Annotated in this window: 16 protein-coding genes, 1 tRNA gene and 2 pseudogenes; all 19 read left to right on the forward strand. The window is 39.4% G+C overall.

Annotation, left to right across the window (positions count from 1 at the left end; all coding sequences use genetic code 11):
* Window positions 1-74: 74 nt before the first annotated feature.
* Window positions 75-359 (forward strand): annotated as a pseudogene (locus SM122_RS10730) (DEAD/DEAH box helicase family protein); the annotation flags it as partial.
* 141 nt (window positions 360-500) lie between these two features.
* Window positions 501-1,370 (forward strand): DEAD/DEAH box helicase, encoded by an 870-nt coding sequence (locus SM122_RS10735; RefSeq protein WP_320909995.1) that lies wholly within the window; start codon window positions 501-503, stop codon window positions 1,368-1,370.
* 6 nt (window positions 1,371-1,376) lie between these two features.
* A complete protein-coding gene (locus SM122_RS10740) occupies window positions 1,377-1,856 on the forward strand; it encodes a DUF669 domain-containing protein (RefSeq protein ID WP_320909843.1) in 480 nt (159 codons plus the stop codon).
* Between the two features lie 4 nt (window positions 1,857-1,860).
* Complete coding sequence (locus SM122_RS10745) at window positions 1,861-2,643, forward strand: bifunctional DNA primase/polymerase (RefSeq protein WP_324738343.1); 783 nt, start codon at window positions 1,861-1,863, stop codon at window positions 2,641-2,643.
* Window positions 2,633-4,180, forward strand: a complete 1,548-nt coding sequence (locus SM122_RS10750) for a DNA primase family protein (RefSeq protein WP_324738344.1) — start codon at window positions 2,633-2,635, stop codon at window positions 4,178-4,180. Before SM122_RS10745 ends, SM122_RS10750 begins: the two co-directional genes overlap by 11 nt.
* A gap of 259 nt (window positions 4,181-4,439) precedes the next feature.
* Window positions 4,440-4,763 (forward strand): VRR-NUC domain-containing protein, encoded by a 324-nt coding sequence (locus SM122_RS10755; RefSeq protein WP_324738345.1) that lies wholly within the window; start codon window positions 4,440-4,442, stop codon window positions 4,761-4,763.
* Entirely contained in the window at window positions 4,756-6,399 is a 1,644-nt protein-coding gene (locus SM122_RS10760) for an SIALI-17 repeat-containing surface protein (RefSeq protein WP_324738346.1), read from the forward strand. Before SM122_RS10755 ends, SM122_RS10760 begins: the two co-directional genes overlap by 8 nt.
* The gene (locus SM122_RS10765; protein ID WP_324738347.1) at window positions 6,399-6,758 is read left to right on the forward strand and encodes a hypothetical protein; all 360 of its coding nucleotides are present in this window, start codon (window positions 6,399-6,401) and stop codon (window positions 6,756-6,758) included. The genes SM122_RS10760 and SM122_RS10765 overlap by 1 nt, the downstream gene beginning before the upstream one ends.
* A gap of 645 nt (window positions 6,759-7,403) precedes the next feature.
* Window positions 7,404-7,913 carry a MazG-like family protein gene (locus tag SM122_RS10770; RefSeq protein WP_324738348.1) on the forward strand — a complete coding sequence of 170 codons (510 nt, stop codon included), beginning with the start codon at window positions 7,404-7,406 and terminating at the stop codon, window positions 7,911-7,913.
* Window positions 7,914-8,013: 100 nt separating this feature from the next.
* A pseudogene (locus SM122_RS10935) lies at window positions 8,014-8,148 on the forward strand (DUF7448 domain-containing protein); the annotation flags it as partial.
* 157 nt (window positions 8,149-8,305) lie between these two features.
* Entirely contained in the window at window positions 8,306-8,704 is a 399-nt protein-coding gene (locus SM122_RS10780; protein WP_324738349.1) for a hypothetical protein, read from the forward strand.
* A gap of 97 nt (window positions 8,705-8,801) precedes the next feature.
* The gene (locus SM122_RS10785) at window positions 8,802-9,020 is read left to right on the forward strand and encodes a hypothetical protein (RefSeq protein ID WP_254729125.1); all 219 of its coding nucleotides are present in this window, start codon (window positions 8,802-8,804) and stop codon (window positions 9,018-9,020) included.
* The gene (locus tag SM122_RS10790; protein ID WP_254729127.1) at window positions 9,017-9,292 is read left to right on the forward strand and encodes a hypothetical protein; all 276 of its coding nucleotides are present in this window, start codon (window positions 9,017-9,019) and stop codon (window positions 9,290-9,292) included. Before SM122_RS10785 ends, SM122_RS10790 begins: the two co-directional genes overlap by 4 nt.
* A gap of 1 nt (window position 9,293) precedes the next feature.
* Window positions 9,294-9,554: a hypothetical protein gene (locus SM122_RS10795; protein WP_254729129.1), complete on the forward strand. Its 261-nt coding sequence runs from the start codon at window positions 9,294-9,296 to the stop codon at window positions 9,552-9,554.
* Complete coding sequence (locus tag SM122_RS10800; RefSeq protein ID WP_324738350.1) at window positions 9,551-9,964, forward strand: DUF1492 domain-containing protein; 414 nt, start codon at window positions 9,551-9,553, stop codon at window positions 9,962-9,964. The genes SM122_RS10795 and SM122_RS10800 overlap by 4 nt, the downstream gene beginning before the upstream one ends.
* Before the next feature lie 147 nt (window positions 9,965-10,111).
* Window positions 10,112-10,450 carry an HNH endonuclease gene (locus tag SM122_RS10805; protein WP_324738351.1) on the forward strand — a complete coding sequence of 113 codons (339 nt, stop codon included), beginning with the start codon at window positions 10,112-10,114 and terminating at the stop codon, window positions 10,448-10,450.
* 196 nt (window positions 10,451-10,646) lie between these two features.
* Window positions 10,647-11,114, forward strand: a complete 468-nt coding sequence (locus tag SM122_RS10810) for a phage terminase small subunit P27 family (RefSeq protein ID WP_254729138.1) — start codon at window positions 10,647-10,649, stop codon at window positions 11,112-11,114.
* A 17-nt stretch (window positions 11,115-11,131) separates the two neighbouring features.
* Window positions 11,132-11,202 (forward strand) — tRNA-Trp (locus SM122_RS10815).
* Between the two features lie 19 nt (window positions 11,203-11,221).
* Window positions 11,222-12,958 (forward strand): terminase large subunit, encoded by a 1,737-nt coding sequence (locus SM122_RS10820; RefSeq protein ID WP_324738352.1) that lies wholly within the window; start codon window positions 11,222-11,224, stop codon window positions 12,956-12,958.
* Window positions 12,959-13,031: the final 73 nt, after the last annotated feature.

The raw sequence follows: 13,031 nt of genomic DNA on the forward strand, positions 1-13,031 counted from the left end.
TTAAAAAATCTATGATGAACGGTAACAAAAAAATCATGGTTCAATCACCCCCGTAACCACGATCTGGCAAAACAGTAGTCATGTCGCACATCGCGAAAAATGCTACTGATAAACAAAAACACGTACTATTCTTTAGCCATCGGAAAGAAATAAATGAGCAGGTCGAAGAAACATTTAAACGTGGTGAAGTCAATCTTGACTATGTAACCATCGGTACGGTTGGCAGTCTAGTCCGAAAACTGGACACCCTCCCAAAATTCGATGTGGTATTAGTCGATGAGGCTCACCACATTAAAGCCAAGCAGTATCAGACGATATTGAAATACTTTAAAAACGCTACTCAGTTATTCTTTACGGGAACACCAATCAGACTAGACGGGGCTGGGTTTGATGATTTAGCAGATGATCTAGTCATCGGTAAATCCATACGATGGCTACAGAAACACGGGAACATATCCGAATTTGATTACTATTCTATCAATCTGTTAGACCTCAAGAAATTGAGAAAACGATCTGGAGAATTTACCAATAGTTCGATAGACGATGCACTTGATTTTAAAGGTGAGTATGGTGATTTTATTGACCACTACAAACGATTAGCAGACGGTAAGCAAGCTATCGTATATGTCCATAGCGTAGTATACGCTGATAAAGTCGCAGAACGATTTAATAATAACGGTTATCGTGCAGTAGTCGTGACTGGTCAAACAGACAAAAAGGCGCGTGAAGAATATATGCAAGCCTTTAGAGACGGTGAAATAACCATCATGGTAAACGTTAACCTCTTTACTGAGGGAATTGACTTACCGAATGTAGATGTCTGTATCATGCTACGACCAACGGCATCATTATCGTTATACTTGCAATTCGCTATGCGACCACTTAACCCCAGAGAGGGGAAACGTGCAATCCTTATCGACCACGTAGGTAACCATTTAAGACACGGATTACCAAATGATGATCGAGACTGGACACTAACTGGACTTTCGAAAACGAAAAAACCAGCCGAAAAATCTCCCAAAACGTGTGAACAATGTTTTGCAACATTTTGGAGAGAGCAGATGAAAGATAATTGTTGTCCATATTGTGGGGCGGTTATCATTCAACCAAAAATCGTCATAAACTTAGACGATAAACGCTCAGAGATTGAGCTTACAAAGATAGACCAAGAGATGGTATTCATCAACGTAAATGGTGAAGAAATCGAGGTCAGAAAAGATGAAGCGATGGTATATTGTCGTGTTAAAAAATATGGAAAGCAATATACAAAATGTCAGAACCTAGCCGAATTAAAAGCGTTCCGAAATTTAAAAGGATATGCCAACGGTTGGTTGTGGTTTCAACAGAAAAGGTTAAATATTTGGAGGTAACTTACTATGTCACTATTCTCAGTAAACTATGAAGCAGCAGAACAATTCGCATCTATCACAGATGGAACGTATGAGGTATTCGTCTCACAGGCGGAGCAGAACGCAAGCAAGAACGGTACAGATTTTCTGGACATCCGCCTTAAAATTCGTGATGATTTTCAGCAAAAATTCCGAAATAACTTAATTTTTGACAAGATTTGGATTAACAAAGAAACACTTCAGTATCCAACATGGGCACTTCAACGTTATGCCAAAGCGGTTAAAATCCAAGAGGGGGTAGAGATCAACTCTATCGACCAATTCCTAGAACTGATCCGTGGTAAGTCTTTGAAAGTAACCGTAAAAAACGTTACATCTGAGTACAACGGTCAGACTTACGAGAATTTGAACGTAACGAAGATGGAACAATCAGAGTTGCCAGCATTCGCAGGCGAGATCAAACCATCTACGAATCAACAGATCGAAGATTTAGATTTGCCATTCTAAGACTATGGTAGGAATGGTAGATTATGCGCTGAATTATCAAGCAAATGGTTTTTCTGTCATTCCAATCGACAAGCGTAGTAAACGTGCTATCACTAAATTTAAAGATAGCACCTTTACCGCTGACGATATCAAACGGTTTTGGCACGAAGAACCAGAAGCGAATATAGCGCTTAGAACAGTAGATTTTTTCGTGATTGATATAGATATCAATAAAACCGAAAACGGCTACCAATCATTAAACGACTGGGAATTATCACAATACATACCAGACACCTTGAGAGTTACAACCCCAAGCGGTGGTGAACATATCTACTTAAAGAAACCGCAAGGGGTTGAAATAAGTCAAGATATACGGATTAAAGCTGGTATAGACATTAAAGCTAATAAAAACAATTACATCTTAGTACCGCCTAGCAATAATTCTAAAGGTCAGTATAAGTGGAAGAATAAGCATCCTATCGCTGAATGTCCACCAGAGATTTTAGAAATTCTAAAAACTGAGAAGAAAAAATCCAAGGTGAATTTTACCACGGATTATCAGAAAGGTGAGTATTCGAGCAAAACAGCAAAACTTTTTGAACAGGTCGTATACGGGCTGGGTGATAAAGGTGGTAGAAATAATGCTCTTGCAAGTTTTATCGGTGGTCTGCTTCTTAGAGGAGTAGAAGTAGACGCGATATATATGCTTGCAAAACTAGCGAATCACTACACACCAGAAAGTCTACCACAGAGTGAATTAGACCGCACGTTTGAAAGTATGCTTAGAAAGGATATGGATGGATCTTGAATTATTAAAACAACAGTACCGCGAAATGCAACAACAACGGCATCTCATCGAAATCATCGAAAAGCCAAACGACTGGCGAGAAATTCGGTTAGCGTGTCGGGATTATCGTGAACGTTGGCTGGAAGAACATAAGAATGATTATGATCCCGTGACGAACACGGTAACCCCAAAGAAGAATCCCCCCACGCGCCTTACTGAATTGGCAGTGGCGCAAGGAATGGAAGAAATTCTTTACATCGTCAATCTCTCGAATGATCGTGTAGCGGTCTATGATCCAGATCATGGATATTACCACAAAGACCCCAGCTATGCATATAAGATCATTCGATTGTTAGAGCCGAATTTCAGCGAGGCACGCGCAAAGAATGTACTCTTTATGCTCTCAGCTACCCCACGAGTGAACCAACACGAACACTTCTCATGTAACTTCTCCACAGGGGAATACAAAGACCCTAAACGTTTTATCTTAGTAAAAAACGGTATCTACGACAAAAAAAGGAAAATTCTTACAGGATTTACACATGAATTCGTAGCATTCTCAACCATTGCTACTGAATACAATCACTTTGCTAAGTCTCCAACCATTGACGGTTGGAACGTAGATGATTGGTTACTTGATTTAATGAGTGGTGATGAAGAACTGGTACATCTCATCTGGCAAGTTATCTCAGCTAGTCTTAATGGTAACTACTCATACCGAAAATCAATTTGGTTTGTCGGTGAGGGGAACGATGGTAAGGGTACAGTCCAGCAGTTAATCACTAACGTAGTCGGAATGAAAAACGTGGCTAGTTTAAAAATCAATCAATTCGCAGAACGTTTCTCACTTTCCATGATTGAGGGGAAAACGGTAGTGATTGGTGATGATGTCCAAGCTGGTATCTATGTGGACGAATCCTCAAACTTTAACAGCGTGGTAACTGGTGAACCAGTCTTAGTAGAAGAAAAAAATAAACAGCCTTACACAACGATGTTTAAGAAAACTGTTATCCAATCTACAAACGAATTACCACGGTTTAAAAACAAAACGAATGGTACATACAGACGGTTCGCAATCATCCCATTTAAGAAATCATTTTCTAGTGAAGATGACAACTGGGCGATCAAAGATGATTACATCTACCGTGAGGAAGTCTTAGAGTACGTTTTAAAAAAAGCCTTAGAAATTTCATTCGATCGGTTTATCGAACCGAAAGCATCGCTCGAAGCCCTCGAAGATTTCAAGGAATCGAACGACACAGTCAAAGCGTTTGTCATGGAATGGTTCGACAAGTTCGAATCCACCCGCCTCCCGTCAAGGTATTTGTGGTGGTTGTATCAGGAATGGTGCAAGGATGAGGGAGTTACTAAACTAACTAAACGGAAGTTTGAAAATCAGTTAGCAAAAAATATCCCTCCCGAATGGGTAAAGAAAAAATTTCAGCCTTTAGGTAAATTTGTCCCGTCCGTGGATGTTCCACCTTACTATATTGGTTTTTCATGGGGCGATGATGAAAATAAAATCATTACAACAGGTTATGAAAAAATTAACCGTTAACCGTTTGTTTACCGTTTAAAATCGCAAACGGTAAACACTTCTAAGCCTTATATACCAAGGGTTTACATTACCTTATTTACCTTTTAACCTTTCTATTACTATTAAAATAATAAATAAATAAATAATAAAAATATATATAAAGAGAAACGGTAAGGTTAACGGTAAATTATATAAAAAAAGTGATATCGAACCCTTGGGGCTGTAAGGCTAACAGAGTTTACCTTTTAAAAAACAGAAACGGTAAATTTTGGAGGACATTGTGAAAACTGAATATACTATACAAAATGAAATACGGGTGGCCTTAACAGAAAATGGCTATACAGTATTTCGGGCGAATGTCGGGAAAGTTAAAACCGCAGATGGCAGATGGTTTGATACGGGACTACCGAAGGGCCATCCAGATTTATACGGATTTAGACCCGATGGAAAAATATTTTACATCGAAGTAAAAAATGCAAACGGTCGAGTGAGACCAGAACAAAAACAATTTATTAAAACAGTAAAAGCGCGTGGCGCACTTGCAGGAATTGCACGTAGTGTAGAAGATGCGCTGGCAATCATAAAGGAGACAAACCATGAATAAAAAAATCATTTTAGCAACAGTCGCAACAATCGCAGCGGTCGGAACAGCACAAGGAGTAAAAGCAGATGAAGTACAAGGAACAACTGGAACAGGAACTGAAACAAGCGGAGTCACACCTTCGGTGGTTGGAACACCAGGAACAGAACAAAATAATACAACAGCAGTTGTTGAACAGCCAACTACTGAAACTACAAATGAAAAAACAGGAAGTGAAAGCGACAATAGTAACCAATCGGGAAATGCTACGGAATTTACAAAGAATGGAAGTGACATTCAAGTAACGAACCCTAATGTTGTAGTTGACCAGTCTAATGGTACTGGGAAATACCAAGGCTTTACTGTAGAGTATAAGGATGTTCATTTTCCTGATGAAATGGAAATCAACGAAGGGGACAAAGTAACGTTCACGCTTCCAGAAGAAGTTAAGTTTCAAACAAACTTTGACTTTGATGTGTACAACCCAGAAAAACAAGTTGTTGGTAAGGCTACTACAGACACAGTAAGCAACACTGTGACAACAGTATTTAACAACTACTTTAAAGATCATCCACTTAATAAGCAGATGTCACTTAAGATGGATGCGACTTGGACTGATAAGGTGCAATCGGGCAAGCCTGTAACAGCGAACTTTAATGGCACACTTGTGACAACTCAAATCGGAGAGGAACAAGTAATCGGTAAGGATGAGCTTATCTCTAAATGGGGTTCACAAGATAAGGACGACCCTACCACGATCAATTGGACTGTACGCTTGAATTATGCACGCAAAGTGTTGAACTATGTAACTATCATCGATGAGATGAGCGAGAATCAAAAGCTGGTAGATGATTATTTTGAAATCAAGAACATTGAAAGTGTAGATCCGTGGATCGATAAAGGATCAGCTATGGATTTAGTAAAATCAATTAGCAAGTCTGAACATGGATTTACAATCAAGATGGATCGTCTTGATCGTATGATTTATGTTAACTACAAGACTAAACTTGTTAATGCAGTCAAGGATTCAGTTAATCCAACTAACAAGATTGAGTTAAAGGCCGAGTCTGATGGTGCTATTTCATACAGTTATGTACAGCTTGTAGGTGGTAAAGGCGATGCTAGTGGTGAGAATAAACCAACATTCGAAATCCCAAATGAAGCTCCTGTGTACGAGAAACCGTCTATTGATATCAACGACATCCCGTTAATGCCTCCTGCACCTATTGTGGATATTCCAGAGTGGAAAGGCGGAACAACTCCGTGGGACGCACCACAATATGAAAAGCCAGAATGGAATGGTGGACTAGTACCATTTGATGCTCCGATTTTGGAGAAACCGGAAATCAATATTGAGGATATCCCGATGATGCCACCAGCTCCAATTTTGGAAAAACCAGAACTTATCATCGACTTACCGAAACCAAAACCAAACACGCCTACAGTTACGACAGATAAACCTACTACAATCAATTCTAAGCCGTCTAAAACTACCGTAGAGCCTCAGAAAGAGCAAGTGAATGTTATTTATCAACCGCAAGAAACAAACGCTCACACGCTCCCTAATACGGGTTCTGAGAGTACCCTCATTCTTTCATTCGCTGGTATGTTTATCCTCAGTGGGATCGCACGAATCGCATTAAAGCGTGAGGGTGAATAATGTCACTGATAGATCAATTCTTTGAGGAATATGACAACCTCATGAAAAGATACGGTGGTGTTAGTAATTTCTTTACTATCATTGGTGACAAACGTGTGAGTGGATATATCAACCGCTCACGAAGAGACGGCACGATGCCACCACCTACACAATTGATAAAATTCGAGGATTATATGGATAATCAGTTTCTTCTAGAATGTATGCAGTATTACGGTGATAACTATCCAGAGAAGATGACCATTAAGATGGATATGGCACTGGATGAATTTCTAATCAAACATCGCCCAAAAGGTCGAAGAAAAAAACGTGAATTATCCGTACAGTTAACACTAGAATGTGCATGGGCGCTGGGTGCATAATTTAGGCTGGCAGATTTTAAACGGTCTGTCAGTCATAACCTCACAAACAATAAAATAAGACACTGATACGAAGCGAGTGAGGCGCTTCAAACTGAATCGTGATAAAACTACTGGTTTTATGCCTTAACACACGATTCAAACAATGTATATCAACTATATAAATAAAAAAGGAGAGTCCTTTCTTAATTTATTATCATACAAGTAAGTCTGATATACGCTTACGACTAACATCCTATATTGGCATGAGGCTTGGAAACCTCAGAGGGTTCGATTCCCTCTATAGGATTTAGGACGGGAATAGGACTCCTTATGATACATTTTTTATTTCACGCTATCGACCCGTCCCGATAGCTGGCCAGTTGTAGTAAACAGGGTGGCGCAACTCCGCCCGCTGGCCATTGCTCACAATAAATTTAGAAAGGCCCTCTAATCTGTTTTTCTGAAAAAGGGGAGCAGAGCAACTCCCTTATTTTAGTAAAGTAGATAGAGATTATTATGGAAATTGATTTAATTAAACGCTCAATTCGACTGGATCGACAGCGACTACAAGATACAAGCAGTGACCTGCTCATACAAAAAAACATCGGCAAAACAGCAGTGATTGGACGATCACGGGCAATTAAAGAAAGGATCAACAAAAACATTATGGCATTAGAAAAGGAATTAGTAACGTTAACCAAGAAATGGTTTATCGACCGTGACCTCGAACACGGTGGACGGTTAGACAAGCAGGCTTTGAAATTGAGCGAGGAATTCGGTGAGCTATGCGCTGGATACCTCAAGCAGAATGAAAAGCTGACCAAAGATAGTATCGGTGATTGTGCAGTTGTTATTGTGGGGCTGGCACTACTGATCAAGGAAGATGTGCATAGCATTTTTGAGAAATCGGACAACATCAGACGCAAGGATGTGATGGAATGTTTTAAATTGCTGAATGCAAATATTTCTGAGTTTCAACTTTCGCAAGAGTTGGCAAGTAAAGAAATGTGTCGTCATAATCTAGTACGTGCGGTTGCTTATCTGAAATCAATTAGCAAGGCGCTTGACTACGACTTTACGGATTGCTTTGAGGTGGCATATAACGAAATCAAAGACCGCAAAGGTAAATGGATTGATGGAAGTTTTGTGAAAGAAGAGGATTTGCCAGATGAATAAAGATAAAGTTTATTTAAAAGGCTATGTGATAGGGCGTGCTGCTGATACATTAGGTTATCAAGGACTGATGGTTCAGCTTGAAAACTTGGATATTGTAGAAACGGTTACTATTTATCATAACCAGAACCCGATAGCTCTAGCTGAATGCGAAGCTGATGACGGGAATGGTGGCTTTTATTATAGCGTAGGTTCTCTAGTTATCGGAAATATCCATTTTCCAGTAGTTGATGCTTGATAATCAGTTTTTAGGGAAGGAGCAACAGAATGACACGACCAAACAGATATCCATTTACTAAGAATCAGTGGGAAGAAGAAACAACACTAGTATGTTTTGGTGATGACCACCTTAAACTAAGAACAGAGTGTAATAGAATTACAGGCGAGGTGAAGAAATGAATTACAAAGTAACAGCAAACGGTAAAGAAATAGAGTATGGTGCATTAGTTGAAAAATCACGTTTTTCAGCCGAAGAATGGTCTGCTATTTATGCTGAGATCGTTAAACAAAATCAACCAGAAGTTTTTGAACGTAAAAAGTTAGACAGTGATTACATCGATGCATTTGGTGCTCTAATTGCTCTTGAAGAACGTTATGCAGCGTTGCTTGAATTGTTGCCGCAGGATGAGTTTTCTTACGCTGGCACACATCCAAAATGGGTAGCTGATGCAGTCGCAGAAAATACCTTAAACAAGTCGGATGTGATCTGTGATGTATCTGATATGATTGAAAGATGCGGAAATATAGAAGAATTAAAAAATGAACTAATAGAGTATTTCGGAGTAGACCAATGACCCTACAAAACTTTATATACCTACTGCTCGCACTGGTCTGGCTATCTGGTTTGATTTGGGCTGGTGTGATTGCTTTTAAGAGTAGAAAGGGGAAGCGATGAGTTTAGATAATATCCATATACCAATACGAGCAAACAGAACTCTATCTATTGCCCAAATAAATGGCAAGCTAGAGATAGCTGTACTTGGTATGGATGATTTATTTGTTACTGATTCGTACTTTATTAATCTGTACGATGCAGTAAAACCTTTTAATGATATACATGATTTAAAGGATATCATTGACCAAATTTTAGATGTGGAAGGTATGCTATGACTAAACTATTTTACACAATCCTCACATCAGTATCGTTAGTATTTCTGATCGTGTGTATTAACTTAAACTCACGGATTGAAAGTCTTAATAAACGTGTGAGCGATCTGGAATGGACGGTACAAGAGCATGAGTTATCTATTCAACGACTGGCAGAACAGAATAATGCGCAGGATGTTATTTTAAATAAATTAAACAGCGAGTACCAAATGCGAGAACGACAAAGGGCAGAGGAATTGAAAGAGGTGGCTGATAGAAATGGAGTGGGAGGATAATATGACACAAGATGAAGAATTCTGGAAAGAAATCCAAAGTAAGAAATTCCATTTTAAAAGGGAGGGACAAATGAAAGCAAGACTATTTATCGCAGGAGCATTTAATGATGTCTCAATCGCAGAACAGATGAATACCTTTTTTGATGAGAATCCTAATATTAAGATCGAGGCAGTCGATTATAAAGTAAATCAACGTGTAGTGGACTGCGTTCCATTTAATGATCGCGAGTGTCTACTTATCTATCGTGAGGGCAACGAATGAACATAGCAAGTAGACTATCTGCATTAAAGTATATTGATATCAAAATCAAATCCAAACGGCAGGAGATCGAAAACCTCAAGTCTGCTATTTTAAAGGGGCAGGTCTATTCGGATGAACCAAAGGGCAGTAAGCAAGGAAATGCCACGGAAGATTTAAACATCAAAATCATTGACGGGGCGGAAAAGATTCGTGCGGAGATTCATCAGCTCATGGAAGAACGCACGCGCCTTATAAATGCCATCGAGGATTTAGACGACCCATTAGAAAATATCGTGTTGAGATTAATGTACGTTAATGGCTACTCATGGCAAGAAACTAGAAGAGAGTTAAACTGTTCTCATGCAACAATTCAAAGAGCAAGAACAAAAGCGATTGAACATTTAAGAAATGAACTAAATGTTAACAAATGATACACACAAGCTGATAATATAGTATACAGAAAGAGATTCGTAAGGCAGCAGAAACGTTCGCAAGCCTAATTGTTTTGTCTCCTTATTTAGTACCAATGATCTGCAATAGCTTTGTGGATCTCTTTTGTTATTTTAAAAGGTGATAATATGAGACCACAGAAGTTAACGATGTCAAGAGGTAAGCGAGTCTTGTCTGATTATGGATCAAGGCAAGACGAGTACAGAGAGTACAATCGTATGCGATGGAAGTACGACAGAGAAGCCAAAGCATTTTATAATTCAAAAGAATGGAAAGCATTATCTCGATTGGTTCTACTTGAGAATGATTATGTTTGTGAGTATTGTGGAGACGAAGCTACAATGAGTGATCATGTGATTCCATTGAAAGCTGATTGGAACAGAAGATTAGATAGAAGTAATCTAAAAGCAAGTTGCAAAAGATGCAATGATAAGAGAGCAATTCTCTATCGTAACAATCTATTGTGATTGTCGATAGTGTCAACCGACCGAACCGAACGGTTGGTATTGGATGAACGAACACGGATGATTTTTAAATAATGTTCGGATTTTACCCCCACGATTTTATGAACGGGGCTATATAGTTCGTTATTCAAAGGACGCGGCCTCTTTTGCGCGAAAAATTCCGTTTTTAAAAAGTCATTTGAGTAAAGGAGGTGTCAATTTGGGACGGAAAATGAAGCTAGTAGCGACTACTAAAAGCCATTTGACGAAAGAAGAGAAGATCGCACGTAAGAAGATTGAGGACAAGGCTTCTGATGGTTTGGAAGCATTGCAGATCACACCACCAAAACATTTCGATGCGATCGCTAAAGCAGAATACAAACGTGTGATTAACGATCTGCGAAAGCTACCCCTCAGAAATCTTGATCGTGCGATTTTAGAAACCTATTGTACGTGGTATGCGGTCTATAAAGAAATCTCTCGCGGATTGCAGAAAGAGGGATACGTATACGAGACTAGCAGTGGTAAAGTCTTACCGAATAAGATGCTCTATAGCCTAGAACGTGCGACTACTAACTTAACACGGGCAGCATCCCAACTTGGTTTGACCGTGGACAGTCGTATGAAGTTGTATGTGCCACAAGTGGAAGAGAAGAAAACCAGTATATTTGATAAATTCGGAGGGTAACACCTCCTTTTTAATTTAGGCCGTTGGTGTAGAGGTAACATGACAAGCTCCAACCTTGTAGTCGTGGGTTCGATTCCTGCACGGTCTGTATTTTGTCAGAAAGGAGGATGAAAACAATCGTAGATAAGAAATATCAAGATGTAGCTTATAAGTACGCTAAAGAAGTGCTTGACGGAAAGCGTAGAGTGAGTGCGAAAGTCTATAAGGCTTGCAAGCGACACATGAGAGATTTAGAGAACATCCCTAATAGCGACTACGACTACTTTCCAGACATGGCGCAGAACCCGATTGATTTCATTGAAATCCTCCCAGATGTCAAAACTGGTAAGCCTTATCCACTAGCAGAATTTCAGAAGTTTATCATTGCTAGTTTATACGGTTGGCGCAGAAAAACAGATAAGACTATCAGACGATTCAGAAAGGCTTTGATATCACTGGCTCGCAAGAATGGTAAGACGATTCTTGTGGCTGGTATTGCTTTATACGAGTTTTTATTTGGTCGTAATCCAGCGATGTCACGACAGTTATTTTGTACAGCTAACACACGAGCACAGGCACGTATCGCGTATGACATGGTTCGTAAACAGTTAGATGCGCTAAGAAGTCAAAATGACGATATCAGAAAGGCTACTAAAATAGTGCGTGACGAACTCAGAAACTTGAATGATGAAAGTTATGTACGTGCATTAAGCCGTGAAACAGGGGCAGTAGATGGATTTGAGCCGTATGTAGGCATTTTAGATGAGTTTGCAGCATCGAAAACAAATGAAATGATTGAATTGCTTGAATCTGGTCAAGGGCAGTTGGATAATCCATTAATTCTAATTATCTCAACCGCTGGATTTGATTTGAACGTACCAATGCACGCAGTTGAGTATCCATACATCGAACGGATTTTAAATGAAGAAATAACCGATGATGGTTACTTTGTATTTGTCGCAGAGCAAGATAATGAAGATGAAATCAAAGATGAAGCCAACTGGATAAAATCAAACCCTATCTTAGAAGTTGAAGCGCTCTATGATAAGATGATGAGCTACCTAAGAAAGCGTAGGAAAGTATCACTTGAGACTGGTACAGTGAATGAAGTGCTGGTTAAAAACTTCAATATGTGGCGACAATCATCTGAAAGCTCATATATGGATAAATCGAGTTGGCAACAGGCTAAACTCGATGAAAAACCAAACACACGTAAGCGTAGGGTTTGGATTGGTGTCGATGTTGGTAAGGTTAACGACTTATTCGCTATATCCACGATGGTCCAGATGGACGACTATTGGTTTTGCGATAGTTTCTCCTTTGTAGCTACTAAATATGGACTAGTTGCTAAAGAGAAACGCGATGGTGTCTCTTATACGAATTTAGAACGTATGGGAGAGTGTGAAATAACCACACTTGAGAGTGGCGTGATTGATGATGAGCGTGTCCTTGAGAAATTGGAAGAGATGATCTATATGAATGAGTGGGAATTACAAGCGATATGCTTCGACCCGTACCAGTTTAGCTCACTAATCGCCATGATTGAAAAACGACATCCAGAATGGCCACTAATCGAAGTAAGACAAAACACAATGGTTTTGAATATGCCGACTAGACAACTGCGAGATGAAGTCTTAAAAGGCACAATCAAGCACGCTGGAAATCAACTACTTACTATGGCCATCAATAATGCGCGTGTCAAGGTTGATAATAACGGTATGCGTATTGATAAGGATAAAAATAGCAATAAAATTGACCCACTAGATGCCCTTTTAGATGCTTATGCAGTATGCTACCTTGAACCATTTGACGGGTCTGGATATTGGACCAACGAGAAAATATTGGGAGGAGGTAGCCTATTTTGATCTTACTGAAATATATACACACAATCCTATTGCTTATCGGCATAGGATTTTTAATTTACGGTCTTTTCTTGGT

Source organism: Streptococcus gingivalis (assembly GCF_035544715.1).
In the GTDB taxonomy this organism is placed as follows: domain Bacteria; phylum Bacillota; class Bacilli; order Lactobacillales; family Streptococcaceae; genus Streptococcus; species Streptococcus gingivalis.

Bases quoted from the DNA above. Each gene is read 5' to 3' on its own strand.
- SM122_RS10820 (WP_324738352.1), top strand. From the start codon at position 11,222: ATGAAAACAATCGTAGATAAGAAATATCAAGATGTAGCTTATAAGTAC.
- SM122_RS10760 (WP_324738346.1), top strand. From the start codon at position 4,756: ATGAATAAAAAAATCATTTTAGCAACAGTCGCAACAATCGCAGCGGTC.
- SM122_RS10745 (WP_324738343.1), top strand. From the start codon at position 1,861: ATGGTAGGAATGGTAGATTATGCGCTGAATTATCAAGCAAATGGTTTT.
- SM122_RS10785 (WP_254729125.1), top strand. From the start codon at position 8,802: ATGAGTTTAGATAATATCCATATACCAATACGAGCAAACAGAACTCTA.
- SM122_RS10795 (WP_254729129.1), top strand. From the start codon at position 9,294: ATGACACAAGATGAAGAATTCTGGAAAGAAATCCAAAGTAAGAAATTC.
- SM122_RS10770 (WP_324738348.1), top strand. From the start codon at position 7,404: ATGGCATTAGAAAAGGAATTAGTAACGTTAACCAAGAAATGGTTTATC.
- SM122_RS10800 (WP_324738350.1), top strand. From the start codon at position 9,551: ATGAACATAGCAAGTAGACTATCTGCATTAAAGTATATTGATATCAAA.
- SM122_RS10750 (WP_324738344.1), top strand. From the start codon at position 2,633: ATGGATCTTGAATTATTAAAACAACAGTACCGCGAAATGCAACAACAA.
- SM122_RS10805 (WP_324738351.1), top strand. From the start codon at position 10,112: ATGAGACCACAGAAGTTAACGATGTCAAGAGGTAAGCGAGTCTTGTCT.
- SM122_RS10765 (WP_324738347.1), top strand. From the start codon at position 6,399: ATGTCACTGATAGATCAATTCTTTGAGGAATATGACAACCTCATGAAA.
- SM122_RS10740 (WP_320909843.1), top strand. From the start codon at position 1,377: ATGTCACTATTCTCAGTAAACTATGAAGCAGCAGAACAATTCGCATCT.
- SM122_RS10790 (WP_254729127.1), top strand. From the start codon at position 9,017: ATGACTAAACTATTTTACACAATCCTCACATCAGTATCGTTAGTATTT.
- SM122_RS10780 (WP_324738349.1), top strand. From the start codon at position 8,306: ATGAATTACAAAGTAACAGCAAACGGTAAAGAAATAGAGTATGGTGCA.